Origin of the sequence: Streptomyces sp. NPDC050433, assembly GCF_044458565.1 — a bacterium.
GTDB lineage: Bacteria > Actinomycetota > Actinomycetes > Streptomycetales > Streptomycetaceae > Streptomyces.
In genome coordinates this window covers 193584-208789 of record NZ_JBITIB010000007.1, presented here as the reverse complement: position 1 = coordinate 208789, position 15206 = coordinate 193584, and the positions used below count along the sequence as shown (strand labels likewise).

General features: G+C 72.1%; 12 protein-coding genes. 8 read left to right on the top strand and 4 right to left on the bottom strand.

Annotated elements, in window-relative coordinates; all coding sequences use genetic code 11:
* Nucleotides 1-194: 194 nt before the first annotated feature.
* Nucleotides 195-2801, bottom strand: a complete 2607-nt coding sequence (locus ACIBLA_RS11375) for an ATP-dependent RNA helicase (protein ID WP_399198438.1) — start codon at nucleotides 2799-2801, stop codon at nucleotides 195-197.
* Nucleotides 2802-2805: 4 nt separating this feature from the next.
* Entirely contained in the window at nucleotides 2806-3630 is an 825-nt protein-coding gene (locus ACIBLA_RS11370) for a class I SAM-dependent methyltransferase (protein ID WP_399198437.1), read from the bottom strand.
* A 387-nt stretch (nucleotides 3631-4017) separates the two neighbouring features.
* Here ACIBLA_RS11370 and rpsA point away from each other — a divergent pair, with 387 nt between their 5' ends.
* The 4 genes from rpsA to ACIBLA_RS11350 all read left to right on the top strand — a co-directional run bounded on the left by rpsA (nucleotide 4018) and on the right by ACIBLA_RS11350 (nucleotide 7880).
* Nucleotides 4018-5541, top strand: coding sequence for a 30S ribosomal protein S1 (rpsA, locus tag ACIBLA_RS11365; RefSeq protein WP_023542473.1), 1524 nt, complete (start codon nucleotides 4018-4020; stop codon nucleotides 5539-5541).
* Between the two features lie 249 nt (nucleotides 5542-5790).
* Nucleotides 5791-6729: a PAC2 family protein gene (locus tag ACIBLA_RS11360; RefSeq protein ID WP_363241602.1), complete on the top strand. Its 939-nt coding sequence runs from the start codon at nucleotides 5791-5793 to the stop codon at nucleotides 6727-6729.
* A gap of 100 nt (nucleotides 6730-6829) precedes the next feature.
* Complete coding sequence (gene coaE / locus ACIBLA_RS11355) at nucleotides 6830-7435, top strand: dephospho-CoA kinase (protein WP_363241601.1); 606 nt, start codon at nucleotides 6830-6832, stop codon at nucleotides 7433-7435.
* Nucleotides 7436-7514: 79 nt separating this feature from the next.
* On the top strand, nucleotides 7515-7880 hold the full coding sequence (locus ACIBLA_RS11350) for a tetratricopeptide repeat protein (RefSeq protein WP_363241600.1): 366 nt from the start codon (nucleotides 7515-7517) through the stop codon (nucleotides 7878-7880).
* Here the strand turns inward: ACIBLA_RS11350 and ACIBLA_RS11345 are convergent.
* A complete protein-coding gene (locus ACIBLA_RS11345) occupies nucleotides 7849-8199 on the bottom strand; it encodes a DUF6343 family protein (protein ID WP_363241599.1) in 351 nt (116 codons plus the stop codon). The genes ACIBLA_RS11350 and ACIBLA_RS11345 overlap by 32 nt on opposite strands.
* 182 nt (nucleotides 8200-8381) lie before the next feature.
* Between ACIBLA_RS11345 and ACIBLA_RS11340 the strand changes: the two genes are divergently transcribed.
* From ACIBLA_RS11340 to ACIBLA_RS11325, 4 genes are all read left to right on the top strand, one after another.
* Nucleotides 8382-8855 (top strand): DoxX family protein, encoded by a 474-nt coding sequence (locus tag ACIBLA_RS11340; RefSeq protein WP_399198436.1) that lies wholly within the window; start codon nucleotides 8382-8384, stop codon nucleotides 8853-8855.
* 240 nt (nucleotides 8856-9095) lie between these two features.
* On the top strand, nucleotides 9096-11963 hold the full coding sequence (locus tag ACIBLA_RS11335; RefSeq protein WP_399198470.1) for an SNF2-related protein: 2868 nt from the start codon (nucleotides 9096-9098) through the stop codon (nucleotides 11961-11963).
* Complete coding sequence (locus tag ACIBLA_RS11330; RefSeq protein WP_399198435.1) at nucleotides 11960-13213, top strand: SWIM zinc finger family protein; 1254 nt, start codon at nucleotides 11960-11962, stop codon at nucleotides 13211-13213. Before ACIBLA_RS11335 ends, ACIBLA_RS11330 begins: the two co-directional genes overlap by 4 nt.
* A 66-nt stretch (nucleotides 13214-13279) precedes the next feature.
* Entirely contained in the window at nucleotides 13280-13732 is a 453-nt protein-coding gene (locus ACIBLA_RS11325; RefSeq protein ID WP_363241596.1) for a hypothetical protein, read from the top strand.
* Between the two features lie 127 nt (nucleotides 13733-13859).
* Here ACIBLA_RS11325 and ACIBLA_RS11320 read toward each other — a convergent pair whose 3' ends face one another.
* Complete coding sequence (locus ACIBLA_RS11320; protein WP_363241595.1) at nucleotides 13860-15044, bottom strand: S1 family peptidase; 1185 nt, start codon at nucleotides 15042-15044, stop codon at nucleotides 13860-13862.
* Between the last annotated feature and the right edge of the window lie 162 nt (nucleotides 15045-15206).

Below are 15206 nucleotides of genomic sequence, written 5' to 3'. Positions count from 1 at the left end.
CCTGGCTGATGGCAGGTGGGCGCGTGAGACCGCAAGGGGGGCGACCGCGGACAACGCCGAGGGCGTGTCCGCGAAGGAGCGCCGTCCGCCCGGAGGACGCAGGCTCACACTGGCAGTGCGGCGGGTGGACGGCTGGGCGCCGACACCGCGAGGTGCCGTGCCAGGCGTTCACGGGCCGATCGGCAGGACACCGCCTACCGGCGGTCGTTCAGGCGCCGCGTCGGCGCCGCCTGTGTCGGGTCCTCCGGCCACGGGTGCCGCGGGTAGCGCCCGCGCAGTTCCGCGCGTACGGCGCGGTAGCCGTCCCGCCAGAAGGACGCCAGGTCCGCCGTGACCGCGGCGGGGCGCCCGGCGGGGGAGAGCAGATGGACCAGCACCGGCACACCCGCGACGGTCGGTGTCGCGGTCAGGCCGAACAACTCCTGGAGTTTCACCGCCAGTACGGGCTGCTCCCCGCCGTAGTCGACGCGTACGCGCGATCCGCTCGGCACCTGGATGCGCTCGGGCGCGAGCTCGTCCAGCCGCCCCGCCTGCCCCGACGACCACGGCAGCAGCCGGCGCAGCGCCTGGCCCGCCTCGATGCGCGCCAGATCGGCGCGGCGGCGGGCCTTCGACAGCTCGGGCTCCAGCCAGTCGTCCGCGCCCGCCAGCAGCGCCGGGTCCGACACGTCCGGCCACGGGGCGCCCAACGCCCGGTGCAGAAAGTCCAGTCGCTCCCGCAGGGCCTCGGCGTCGCGCGTCCAGCGCAGCAACGCGCCGGGGCCCTCCCGCCGCAGACCGTCCAGCAGCGCCGCCCGCACGCGTGCCGGGTCGGGCTCGCGCAGCCGCCGTGCGGACAGCTCGACCGCCCCGAGCCGCGTCACGTCCCTGGCGACGACGTCACCGTCCTCCCAGCGGACCTCTTCACCGGAGACGAGCAGATGCGCGGCGGCGGCGCGGGCCGTGTCCTCGTCGATGACGGCGGCGAGCCGTACCCGCGCCGAGGCGGCCGTCGCGGGCCGGTCCGCGACGGCGATCGCCAGCCACGGCGCGCCGCGCAGCCCTGACCCGTCCGCGAGTTCGGCGCCGGTCCCGGACGCCATCAGAAACGCGCCGCCGCCACGGGCTCGCGCCACCCGCTCGGGAAAGGCGTACGCGGCGACGACCCCGACGACGGCGTCATCGGGCAGCCCGTCGCGTTGCACCGGCTCCCCGCCGGTCGTACGGCCCGCGGCCCGGCCGTCCCCACCGTCCCTGCCGGCTCCGCGGTCCCGGCCCGGCCCGGCCGGCGGCCCCGGCGGTGCCGAGGCCAGCCTGCGCGCCTCCTGGCGCCAGCGCGACGCGTACCCGTCGCCTCCCCGTCTCGCCGTACGCCACGCGGCCGCCAGGTCGTCCCCGTACGCCCTCGGCGGTTCCTCGCTCAGCAGTGCCACCACCTCGGCGGCCCGGCGTGCGCCGACCTGCTGGGCGCCATCGATGAGGGCGCGGGCGAGGCGGGGGTGGAGGCCGAGGCGCGCCATGCGGACACCCCGGTCGGTCACCCGGCCCTCCGCGTCCACCGCGCCGATCGCGGCCAGCACCGCCCGCGCGGCGGCCAGCGCCCCCGTAGGGGGCGGGTCGAGCAGCGCGAGGCCCGAGGCGTCCGGGTCGCCCCAGCACGCCGTCTGCAAGGCGAACGCCGCCAGATCGGCGACCTTGATCTCCGGCGCGGGGAACCGCGCGAGCCGGGCGTCCTCCGCCTCGTCCCAGCACCGGTACACCGCGCCCGGTGCCTCCCGCCCGGCACGCCCCGCGCGCTGCCGTGATGTCGCCTGGGAGGCCCGCACCGTGGTGAGCGCGCTCAGCCCCCGTGCGTGGTCCGTACGCGGCTCACGCGCCAGCCCGGAGTCGACCACGACCCGCACTCCCGGCACGGTCAGGCTCGACTCCGCGACCGAAGTCGCCAGTACGACGCGGCGGTTGCCGTCCCCCGGCCCCGCGAGCACCGCGTCCTGCACCTCCGCCGGCGCCCTGCCGTGCACCTGGAGGACCTCCGCGCCGAGGTCGCCGGAGCTCCCCAACTGGCCCGCCACCCGGCCGATCTCACCGACCCCCGGCAGGAACACCAGCACGTCGCCCGCGCGTTCGGCCAGCGCCCGGCGCACCACCGAGGCCACATGCGTCAGCAGCGCCGGATCGACCCGCATCCCGTGCGGCGGACGCACGGGCCGGGCCGGCGGTGCCCACACGACCTCCAAAGGATGCGTGACTCCCCGCGCCTCTACTACGGGCGCGTCCCCCAGCAGCCGCGCCCACCCCTCGGCGTCGGTCGTCGCCGACGCGGCCACCAGCCGCAGTTCGGGACGGAGCGCGGCCCGTACGTCCAGCAGGAAGGCCGCCACCGTGTCGGCGTCCAGATGCCGTTCATGGCACTCGTCGATGATCACCACGTCGACGCCGCCGAGTTCCAGGTCGCGCTGGAGCCGCTGGAGCAGCACGCCGGTGGTCACCACCTCCACCACCGTGTCGGGCCCCACCACGCGCTCCCCGCGCACCGTGAATCCGACACTCCCGCCGACCCGCTCGCCCAGCAGCCACGCCATCCGCCGGGCCGCCGCACGCGCGGCGATCCGGCGCGGCTCGGCGACGACCACGCGCCGCCGCGGCCCCACCGCGCCACCGCCCGGCCGTACGAGCCCGGCCAGCACCAGCGGCACCAGCGTCGTCTTGCCCGTGCCGGGCGGCGCGCACAGCACGGCGCACCCCGGCCCGTCGAGGGCCGCCTCCAGCGCCGGCAGGGCGGTGCCTACGGGCAGCGTGCCGAGGACGTCGTCGCGGATCACGCCCTCAGTCCCGGACGCAGACGAAGATCGCCGACCCCGGAATCAGATTCCCGCGGAGCGGCGACCAGCCGCCCCACTCCTGGGTGTTCCAGGCCGGCCACTGAGGTTCCACCAGGTCGACCAGCCGGAAACCGCCCGCCACCACGTCGCGTACCCGGTCACCCACCGTCCGGTGGTGTTCCACGTACACCGCGCGTCCCTGCTCGTCCTGCTCCACGTACGGCGTGCGGTCGAAGTACGACGCGGACACCGACAGGCCCTCTGGCCCCGGCTCGTCGGGGAACGCCCAGCGGATCGGGTGCGTCACCGAGAAGACCCAGCGCCCGCCGGGGCGCAGCACCCGCCGTACCTCGCGGAACACCCGTACCGGATCGGCGACGAAGGGGATCGCGCCGTACGCGGAGCACGCCAGGTCGAAGGACCCGTCGCGGAACGGCAGCGCCGACGCGTCCGCCTCCACAAGAGGCACGTCGTCGCCGATGCGCAGCGCGTGCTGGAGCTGCCGGTGGGAGAGGTCGAGCGCCACCGGGCGCGCCCCCTGCCTCGTCAGCCAGCGCGAACACTGCGCCGCGCCCGCCCCGATCTCCAGGACGTCGAGGCCTTTCAGCGACTCGGGCGGCCCCAGCAGCTCCGCCTCCACCTCGTCCAGGCCCTCCGGCCCCCAGACGAACCGGTCGTCGCCGAGGAAGGTGCCGTGCTCGATCTGGTAGTCGTCCGCGTTTCTGTTCCACCAGCCCCGGTTGGCGCGGCTGCTCTCGGTGCTGTCGCTGTCGCGGCGGGTGGCTTCCGGCTCCAGCCGCGCTGCTTGCTCTGCCTGCTCTTGGCTCATCGTGTCCGTCGTCGTAGTGTGCGGTGAGGCGTCACGAACCTGTGCCGCGCTGTAGTCGGCCGGTGGCGGCCTGGGCTGCGGTGTGCCCATCGTGGCCTCATGAAACGCTTGTTGTGCCGGGTATGGGGCGTTCCGCCCCCGGTGTGCGCCTTCGCGCATTGACCGTGTCCGGCTGCCCCCGTATGCTAAAGGTTGCGCTGCGGGCTTGCGCGCCTCAGACGTAGCAGGCCGCGCTCGCATCTGTCGTTGGTTCCCTCGGTTGTCGAGGCGCCTTCTCTTCTCGGGAATGGCGCTCCCTCGGCTGTCCGGACTTCCGGCGGATGGCGATACGGGCTCTCGGCGTGGCAGTACCTACGACTCAATGTCCGTACCGGAGCCTTTACCCACATGACGAGCAGCACCGAGACCACCGCCACCACCCCGCAGGTTGCGGTCAACGACATCGGTAACGAGGAAGCATTCCTCGCCGCGATCGACGAGACGATCAAGTACTTCAACGACGGCGACATCGTCGACGGCGTCATCGTGAAGGTCGACCGGGACGAGGTCCTGCTCGACATCGGTTACAAGACCGAAGGCGTCATCCCCTCCCGCGAGCTTTCGATCAAGCACGACGTCGACCCCAACGAGGTCGTCGCCGTGGGCGATGAGATCGAGGCCCTCGTTCTCCAGAAGGAGGACAAGGAAGGCCGGCTCATCCTGTCCAAGAAGCGCGCGCAGTACGAGCGCGCCTGGGGCACGATCGAGAAGATCAAGGAAGAAGACGGCATCGTCACCGGCACCGTCATCGAGGTCGTCAAGGGTGGACTCATCCTCGACATCGGCCTCCGTGGCTTCCTGCCGGCCTCTCTCGTCGAGATGCGCCGCGTCCGCGACCTCCAGCCGTATGTGGGCAAGGAGCTCGAAGCCAAGATCATCGAGCTGGACAAGAACCGCAACAACGTGGTCCTGTCCCGCCGTGCCTGGCTGGAGCAGACGCAGAGCGAGGTTCGCCAGACCTTCCTCACGACCCTGCAGAAGGGCCAGGTCCGCTCCGGCGTCGTCTCCTCGATCGTCAACTTCGGTGCGTTCGTGGACCTCGGCGGTGTCGACGGTCTCGTGCACGTCTCCGAGCTGTCCTGGAAGCACATCGACCACCCCTCCGAGGTTGTCGAGGTCGGCCAGGAAGTCACCGTCGAGGTTCTCGACGTGGACATGGACCGCGAGCGTGTCTCCCTGTCGCTCAAGGCGACGCAGGAAGACCCGTGGCAGCAGTTCGCCCGGACGCACCAGATCGGCCAGGTCGTTCCCGGCAAGGTCACCAAGCTCGTTCCGTTCGGTGCGTTCGTCCGCGTCGACGAGGGCATCGAGGGTCTGGTCCACATCTCCGAGCTGGCCGAGCGCCACGTGGAGATCCCGGAGCAGGTCGTCCAGGTCAACGACGAGATCTTCGTCAAGGTCATCGACATCGACCTGGAGCGCCGCCGCATCAGCCTCTCGCTGAAGCAGGCCAACGAGGCGTTCGGTGGCGACCCGGCCTCGGTCGAGTTCGACCCGACGCTGTACGGCATGGCTGCCTCGTACGACGACCAGGGCAACTACATCTACCCCGAGGGCTTCGACCCCGAGACCAACGACTGGCTCGAGGGCTTCGAGGCTCAGCGCGAGGTGTGGGAGACCCAGTACGCCGAGGCGCAGACCCGCTTCGAGCAGCACCAGGCTCAGGTCATCAAGTCCCGCGAGGCCGACGAGGCCGCCGCTGCCGAGGGCGCTGCCGCCCCGGCCGGCGCGGCTCCCGCGGCCTCCGGTGGCAGCGGTGGCGGTGGCGGCGGCGGTTCGTACTCCTCGGAGTCCCAGGACAACTCCGGCGCCCTGGCGTCGGACGAGGCCCTGGCCGCCCTGCGCGAGAAGCTGGCTGGCGGCCAGAGCTGACGCTCCGACCCCGTAACCGGTAGACAGCTCCACGTAAGGCCCGTTCCCCTCGGGGAGCGGGCCTTACGCATGCCCCCGCGCGGGTCGGTGAGCGAAGATCCACAGCACCAAGTACCGTACGGAGGCGCCCTCTTGTGTCCCGCATCACCGGCACCGCCGGTCCGGCCACCGGATGCGGGGCGCGCGGGCGGGGAATGCTCACGCCCGGAGGCGCGTTCTCCCTGAGGAACACGAGGAGGACCGGTAATCGTGCTTGATCCGCAGGATTTGTACGAGTGGGAGCCCAAGGGCCTGGCAGTCGTCGACATGGCGCTCGCGCAGGAGTCCGCGGGCCTCGTCATGCTCTACCACTTCGAGGGCTACATCGACGCGGGTGAGACCGGCGACCAGATCGTCGAGAACCTGCTCGAATCGCTGCCGAACCAGGTGGTGGCGCGCTTCGACCACGACAGGCTGGTCGACTACCGCGCCCGCCGCCCCTTGCTGACGTTCCGGCGCGACCGCTGGTCGAGCTACGAGACACCGGCACTCGAGGTGCGGCTCGTCCAGGACGCCACAGGTGCCCCGTTCCTGCTGCTGTCGGGGCCCGAGCCCGACGTGGAGTGGGAGCGGTTCGCGGCGGCCGTGAGTCAGGTCGTCGAGCGCCTCGGCGTACGGCTGGCCGTCAACTTCCACGGCATCCCGATGGGCGTGCCGCACACGCGCCCGGTCGGCATCACCCCGCACGGCAACCGCACCGACCTGATGCCGGGCCACCGCAGCCCCTTCGATGAGGCACAGGTGCCCGGCAGCGCCGAGGCGCTGGTCGAGTACCGGCTGATGGAGAGCGGACACGACGTCCTGGGCGTGGCCGCGCACGTCCCGCACTACGTGGCGCGGTCCTCGTATCCGGACGCGGCGCTGACCGCCCTTGAGGCGATCACCGCGGCGACGGGCCTGGTTCTGCCGGGCGTCGCGCACGCCCTCCGTACGGAGGCGCAGCGCACCCAGACCGAGATCGAGCGCCAGCTGAGCGAGGGGGACGAGGAGCTGGTGACGATGGTGCAGGGCCTTGAGCATCAGTACGACGCGGTGGCCGGCGCCGACAGCCGGGGCAATCTGGTGGCGGAGCCGGTGGAGCTGCCGTCGGCGGACGAGATCGGGCGCGAGTTCGAGAAGTTCCTGGCGGAGCGGGAGGGCGACGGGTAAGGCGACGCGTCACCGGCCACCGACCGGTGGCCGGTGGTCGCTCGTGGCAGATGTCCGGGCGTCTCGTAAGACATCCGGTCCACGCTCTAAGCTGCGAAGCATGCTGAAAGTGGGCCTGACCGGCGGGATCGGCGCCGGAAAGAGTGAAGTGTCCCGACTGCTCGTCTCGTACGGCGCGGTGCTGGTGGACGCCGACAAGATCGCCAGAGAGGTCGTCGAGCCCGGAACCACCGGGCTCGACGCCGTCGTGGACGCCTTCGGGCCCGGCGTCCTCACCGCCGACGGGAGGCTCGACCGGCCGAAGCTCGGCTCGCTCGTCTTCTCCGACAGCGACAAGCTCGCCACCCTGAACGCCATCGTCCATCCCCTGGTCAGGGCCCGTTCGGTGGAGCTGGAGAGCACGGCCGGGGCGGAAGACATCGTCGTCCACGATGTGCCGCTCCTCGTCGAGAGCGAGCTGACGGGGCTCTACGACCTGGTCCTGGTCGTGGACGCGTCGCCCGAGAGGCAGCTCGACCGGCTCGTACGGCTGCGAGGCATGGCCGAGTCCGAGGCCAGGTCGCGGATGGCGGCGCAGGCCACCCGCGAGCAGCGCACCGCCGCCGCCGATCTGGTCATCGACAACGACGGTCCGCTGGAGAAGCTGGAGCCGCAGGTCCGCGAGGTCTGGGAACGGCTGGTCGAACGGGCCGCCGCCGACCGCTGACGCGTACCGCCATGACGTTTTTGGAATACCGCCGACGTGTGCGACGTTGAAAGCGCGGACCCAGGGGAAGGATTCGACCGTGACCGAGAGCCCGGAGACCCACGTCATCGACTATCGCGCGGCGGAGCAGCTTCTCGCCGCGCGTGATCCGCGTGGCGCGGTCAAATTGCTCGACTCGGTGATCGCGGCGCACCCCGAGAACACGGCCGCCCGGCTGCTGCGCGCCCGCGCGTTCTTCGCCGCCGCCCAACTGCGGCCCGCGGAGCTGGAGTTCGAGCTGGTCCTGGAGCGCGAGCCGGACAACGCGTTCGCGCACTTCGCACTGGCCCGTACCTATGAGCGGGCGGGGCGGCCCGAGCACGCGACGAAGCATTTCAGGCTGGCGGCGGCGCTCGACCCCAAGCCCGAGTATCTCAAAGCCGCACGTTTCGACTCGGACGACTGAGGTCGCCCTCATCACTCCCGCCCTCGCCACGGCTCTCGCCCCCACTGCCGTGGTCACTCCGGCGGCTGCTGTGATCTTCGAACGGCGGTACGTCACGTCCCGGCTGGTAGCGCGACCCCTGGCGTAGATGGCGGACGACGAGCACGAAGTCCGTGGCGACGATCAGCAGCAGCACCCCGCAGGCGATCGCCCAGCCCGGCCGGCCGGCGAGCGCGAAGACGGACGTGCCGAATGCGGTCCAGATCAGGCCCCAGAGGCTCAGCCACCAGCGCATCCGCAGTGGACTGCGCGCGGTGAGAGGTTCACTTCCGGTGCGCATGGCTTCGCACCTCCTGTCAGTGATGTACCCGGTCCGGGCCTCCGATCCACCGGGTGCGGAGCGGCGAAACGAGCCGACGGGAAATTCGTCGCTCAGGCCGCCCGCAGAGCGATGAGTTCCGGGCCGGGCGGGTGTCTACCTCCTTGAAAGACACACCATGTGCTCAACGGAGGAGACCCCTGATGTCCGAGGTTACGACCATCCCCGCGCAGACCGCTCCCGCCGCCGCTTCTGCGGCCGTTTCCGCTTCCTCCACGGCCCAGGCCGGACCCTCGCGTCGCACGGACATCACGGTCCGTACGCTCCAGATCGTCCTGGCGCTGTTCCTGGCGGTCCCCAGCGCCGGGCCGAAGCTCATCGGCCACTCGGTGGCTGCCGAGTCGTTCGACGCGATCGGCTTCGGCGACTGGTTCATGTACTTCACCGGCGCCCTTGAGCTGGCGGGGGCCGTCGCGCTGGGCATACCGATCCTCTCCGGGGTCTCGGCGATCGCGCTCATCGGCCTGATGATCGGTGCCCTCATCACCCAGGTGACCGTCTTCGACGGTGAGAACGCGCTGACTCCGGTGATCTTCCTCGTCCTCTTCGCCGTGGTCGCGTGGGTGCGGCGGCAGAAGACCGTGGAGCTGGTCGCCCTGGTGCGCCGACGGATCTGATCCGTGGCCACCCGCTCCGCCGCGCCTGAAGACCGCATCCTCACGCCTTGAGGGGATGCGGCCTTCAGGCATGACGGGGCCACTGTCAGACCCCCCGCCTAGACTCGCCGGGTAATTAGATCTCGCAGGTAAGCGACCGGGCGGAGGGAGTCGATGACGATGACGCGGCACGTGTCGAACGACGCGTCTTCGCCTGCGCGCGCCTTTTCGAACGCCGTCACGGATGCCTTTTCCGCCGCGATGCCACTGGCGCGCTGCGCCGCCGTCTTCCTCCCCGCCGGACTGCCCCGCGACGGACGGGTCGCGTTCTGGGCCCCGGAGGGGGAGCCGCCCGCCGGCGGCGGCTTCACCACGGGCGACCTCACGGTCGTGGCTCCGGCCGACGAGGCAGCAGACCCCGTCGGCGAAGACGAGCACGGCCCCGGTGTCCGTACCCACGTCGTGCGCGCCGTCCTCATGCCCGTCGCCGACGCCCTGCCGCTGCTGGTCCGCGCCCGCTCCGACGCCTCGGCCCACCCTTCCGCCATCTGCTGGGGCGCCGCCGCCCTGCACGCGCTGCACCTGTCGGCGCGGGGCCGGCTGCTGCCCGGCCTCACCGCCGGCGACCACGACGCCTGGCGGGCCGGCCCGCTCGACGCGGACGACATCGCCCAGCTGCGGGCCATCGCCGCCGCCATGCCGTACGAGGCCCACGCCGTCCCGCTCCCCGACCTGCTCCCGCTGCGGCTGCCGGAGCCGGAAGCCCTGGTGCGGGCCTTCCTCGACGCGGTCGCCGACACCCTGCCCCGTACACCCGCCGCCGCTTTCGCCGCAGGCGCGCCGTTCGCCGCGTACGCCGCGCAGCATCTGCCCGGCGCCCGCTCCTGGGCGGCCGAGGCGGCAGCGGGGATGGACGCCGGGGTGCGCGTCTCGCTGCGCCTCGACCTCTCCGCGTACGAGCTGTTCGACTCCGCCTCCACCCACGAGACCCCGGAGGAGTCCGGCGTGGAGCGGCGCGCCGGGGCCGCACTGGTCCAGATCCACAGCCTCGCCGACCCGACGCTCGTCATGGACGCGGCCCGGCTCTGGGCGGGCGACGGCGACGACCTCTTCGGGCCGCGAGCCCGGATCGACGCCCTGCTCGCGCTGCGCCGCGCCGCCCGCGTCTGGCCGCCGCTCGCCCGGCTCCTGGAGCACGACGTCCCCGCCGCTCTGCCGCTGTCGGAGGACGAGCTGTATGAACTGCTCGGTCCGGGGGCCGCGAGCCTCGCCGCCGCCGGGGTGGCCGTCCACTGGCCGAGGGAGCTGGCCCGTACGCTCTCGGCCGCCGCCGTCGTACGCCCCGCGCCCGGCTCGGCCACGGACGGCACCCCCTTCTTCGACAGCGAGGAACTGCTCAAGTTCAACTGGCAGCTGGCGCTCGACGGCGATCCGCTCAGCGAGGCCGAGATGGACGCGCTCGCCGAGTCGCACCGGCCGATCGTGCGGCTGCGCGACCAGTGGGTGGTGGTCGACCCCGACCTCGTACGGAAGGCGCGCAAGCGGGAGTTGGGCCTGCTCGACCCGGTCGGCGCGCTGGCCGTGGCCCTCAGCGGCACGGCCGAGGTGGACGGCGAGACGGTCGAGGCCGTCCCGACCGGCACGCTGGCGGTCCTGCGTGACCGGCTCGTCTCCGGCCCGCTGGCCGTTCCGCAGCCCGCGGCCCTGGACGCCACTCTGCGCGACTACCAACTGCGCGGGCTCGCCTGGCTCGACCTGATGACCTCGCTCGGCCTCGGCGGCTGCCTCGCCGACGACATGGGCCTCGGCAAGACGATCACCGTCATCGCGCTCCATCTGCACCGTGCCCGCCCGGTCCCCACGCTTGTCGTCTGCCCGGCCTCCCTCCTCGGCAACTGGCAGCGGGAGATCACCCGCTTCGCGCCCGGTGTCCCGGTCCACCGCTTCCACGGCTCCGGCCGCACGCTGGACGGGGTCACGGACGGGTTCGTCCTCACCACGTACGGCACGATGCGCTCCAGCGCGGCCGAACTGGCCACGCACACCTGGGGGATGGTCGTCGCCGACGAGGCCCAGCACGTCAAGAACCCGTTCTCCTCCACCGCCAAGGCCCTGCGCACCATCCCGTCACCCGCCCGTATCGCGCTGACCGGCACCCCCGTGGAGAACAACCTCTCCGAGCTGTGGGCGCTGCTCGACTGGACGACGCCCGGACTCCTCGGTCCGCTCAAGTCCTTCCGCGCCCGCCACGCGCGCATCGTGGAGAACGTGGAACACGCGGGATCGGCGGGCACCCTCGCGAGCGACGAGGCCGTGGACCGGCTCTCCCGGCTGGTCCGCCCCTTCCTGCTGCGCCGCAGGAAGTCCGACCCCGGCATCGTCCCCGAGCTGCCGCCGAAGACGGAGAGCGACCATCCGGTGCCGCTCACCCGTGAACAGGCCTCCCTGTACGAGGCGGTGGTCCGCGAGACGATGGCCGCCATCGAGGCAGCGGAAGGCATCGCCCGGCGCGGCCTGGTCATGAAGCTGCTCACCGCGCTCAAACAGATCTGCAACCACCCGGCGCAGTATCTGAAGGAGGAGCAGGCCAGACTCACCGGTCGGTCCGGGAAGCTCGCCCTCCTCGACGAGCTGCTCGACACGATCCTGACCGAGGACGGCTCGGTCCTGGTCTTCACGCAGTACGTGTCGATGGCGCGGCTCCTGTCCGCCCATCTCACCTCCCGCGCGATCCCGTCCCAACTCCTGCACGGCGGCACGCCCGTGGCGGAGCGCGAGCGGATGGTGGACCGGTTCCAGTCCGGCGAGACGCCCGTCTTCCTGCTGTCGCTCAAGGCCGCGGGAACCGGCCTCAACCTCACTCGGGCGGGCCATGTCGTGCACTACGACCGCTGGTGGAACCCGGCCGTCGAGGAGCAGGCCACGGACCGCGCCTACCGCATCGGCCAGACCCAGCCCGTGCAGGTCCACCGGCTGATCGCGGAGGGCACCGTCGAGGACCGGATCGCCGAGATGCTGGTCGCCAAACGCGCCCTGGCCGATGCCGTGCTGGGCTCGGGCGAAGGAGCCCTGACCGAGTTGACCGACCGTGAACTGGCCGATCTGGTCTCGCTGCGGAGGCCGTCATGACCGCACCGCGCGCCCCTCGGCACGACGACCGCCGTCGTACGTTCCCCGCCCTGCCACCCCGGCCCGGTGCGGCGCCCCAAGGTGACTTCGCCACCAGTTGGTGGGGCAACGCCTGGGTGGAGTCCATGGAGGACTCGGCGCTCGACCCGGCCCGGCTGCGACGCGGGCGGGCCTACGCGGGCCGTGGGCACGTGGACGCGATCACGGTCACGCCGGGCCGGGTCATGGCGTACGTGCACGGTTCCCGGCCGCGCCCGTACCGCACGGAGATCCGCCTGCGCACCCTCGACGACGGCGACTGGGAAGACCTCCTGGACGCCGCCGCTGCCCGCCCCGACCACATCGCCGCCCTCCTCGACAAGGACATGCCGCACGCGCTCGCCGCCACGGCGGACCTGCTGCCCGCCGCGGGTGACCTCACGCCCGACTGCTCCTGCCCCGACGACGGTTTCCCGTGCAAGCACGCGGCGGCGCTCTGCTACCAGACGGCGCGGCTGCTCGACGAGGACCCGTTCGTGCTGTTCCTGATGCGCGGACGCGGCGAGCACGAGATCTTCGCCGACCTGACCCGCCGCAACGCCAACCGCTCCGCCGCCGAACGCGGCACCGCCGCACCGCCCCTGCCCACGGTCGACGCGGCCACGGCGATCACGGCCCGCACTGCCCCGACCCTGCCGCCCCCGTTCCCGCCGCCCGCCAACCCCGGCCGCCCGCCGGTCTATCCGCACACACCGGGCGCCCCCGACCCCCTGGCGCTCGACCTGCTCGCCACCGAGGCGGCGGTCCGCGCGCACACATTCCTCGCGACCGGTATCGACCCCGTCGGCGGCCTCACCCCCTGGCAGGACGCCGTCCGGCTGGCCGCCGCCCATCCTGGCTCCGGGCTCACCGCCTCCACCCGCGCCCTCTACCGCGACCTGGCGGCGGGCACCGACCACAGCCCCATGGACCTGGCACGCGCGGTCGCCGCCTGGCGCCAGGGGGGTCCGGCGGGGCTGGCCGTCCTGGAGGAGGCGTGGGACCCGCCCGCCGGACCGTTCGACCGGGCCCGACCCGCGCTCATGGCGGCCGACTTCCCGCACTTCCGCCCCTGGCGCAACCGCCTCTCCGAGCCGTCGCTCCAGCTCCGTTTCGGCCGCGACGGGCTCTGGTACGGGTACGAGTCGGACCGCGACCGTGAGGACTGGTGGCCACGGGGCACCCCCGACACGGACCCGGTGGGCGCACTCACCGCCCTTCTCGGACAGTGACCGCTACGCTCGTATGCGTAAGCTCGTATCCGTAAGCTCTGACCAATCACGGATCAAGGGGGCACGGTGGAAGCCGAGTTGGTGGCACTGGCGACTGCGACGGCCGGCGCTCTCGTCCAGCAGATGGCGACGGACGGCTGGGCGGCGGCGCGGGACCGGATGACGGCGTTCTTCGCGGGCCGCGGCTCGGCCACCCCCGATTCGGTCGAGGAGGACCTGGAGACCGGACGCGCCGACTTGGTCGTGGCCCGGCGGGACGAGGACGAACAGCTGATGGCCGACGTCCAGTCCGAATGGCGCGCCCGGCTGCGCCGTGCGCTCGCCGCGGACCCGGCGGCGGCTGCCGAACTCCGCGCGATCCTGGACGAGTTGGCGCCCGCCGCCTCCGTACCGAGGCAGGCGCCCGACGTGCACAACACCATCAGCGGCGGCACGGTGCACGGCATGGTCGTCCAGGCCGGCACAATCGGTGAACTGCGCTTCGGACACCACGACACCCGATCGCCGGACGGGCGTTGAGCCTCGTCCGGCGATCGAGGACGATTCGGCCGCCGCGACGATTCGGCCGCCGACGATCCGCCGCGACGGACCGGGGGCCGGGCGGACCCGGCGAGAGGTCCGTTCCGGCCAGCGAGCGCGGCCTGGATCAGGCGGTGTGCAGCGTCAGCCCGTACGTGCTCAGGATCTCGTTGACCGGCTGATACCAGGTCTCACCGCCACCACTGCAGTTGCCCCAGCCGCCGGACGTCACGCCCTGCGCCTGGTCACCGCTGATGAACGAGCCACCGGAGTCGCCACCCTCCGCGCAGACGCTCGTCTTGGTCATCTGGTGGACGGCGCCCTGGGCGTAGTTGACCGTCTCGTTCTTGCCCAGGACATTGCCGCAGTGCCAGCGCGTGGTGGAGCCGGAGCGGCAGATCGAGGCGCCGATGGGGGCCTCGTTCGAGCCGCGCACCAGCTGGTCCGACACGGTGCCCCAGCCGAGGACGACTGGCACGGTCCACCAGCCGTTGGCGACGTTCACCCACGCGTAGTCGTTGCCGGGGAAGGACGATCCCTGGAAGTTGCCGATGGCGGAGTTGTCCCAGCCGCGCACCGACTGCCCCTGCGGGCCGCAGTGACCGGCGGTGACGAAGCCGCCGTGCACGGAGAAGCCTATGGAACAGCGGACGTTGCCCGTGTAGTACGGGTCGCCGCCGACCGTCCCGGCGGCGAAGGTGGTGGGAGCCTGCGTGGTCTCCACGACCGTCACAGGACCGGTCTTCTCGGCCTTGGCGACGAACCCGGCGACGGCCTTGTCGGCACGCTCCGAGGCGAGGACGTTCACCACGACCCGGTTGGACTTCGGGTCGACACGCCAACTGCTCACGCCGGCCGGTGCGGAGAGCGCGTCGATCCGCTTCATGGTCGCGTCGAGCGTCTTCTCGCTGTGCTTCACGAGCTTGACCGTGGCGCCTGTCGCGCGCACGGCGGCTGCCTTGCCGCCGTCGGTGAGGGCGACGGTCAGTGTGTTGTCGGCCGCGCTGAACCAGGAGCCGCCGTACGACGCTCCCGCCACGCGCTGCGCCTTGTCCTCGACGGCGGTCGCCGTCTTCTCGGCGGCGAGCCGGGCGACCGCCTGACTCTTCGTCAGGCCGAAGTCCTTCTGCATGGCGGTGATCAGGCTGTCGGATGCGGCGGGTGCCGCCTTCGGCGCCGACGCTGACATCGATGTCGAGGCCGACGCGGAGTCGGGAGCGGCGGCCGACGCGGGCGCGAGCCCGGCCGCAGCCCAGGTACCGACGAGGAGGAGTGTGGACAGACCGGTGCGTACAACTGCTGTGCGTCTCAAGGCATTCGCCCTTCGGTTGTTCCAGCGATCGTGGGGATGGAACAGTGGAACAGCGGGCGAGTGAGAGCGCTCTCATTCACCCCGGCCGGAGCGTATCCAAGGATCATGAACAGGTCCATGCCAATGCTCGAACGGAATTGGCGCATCGCTCGATTCGCCTGG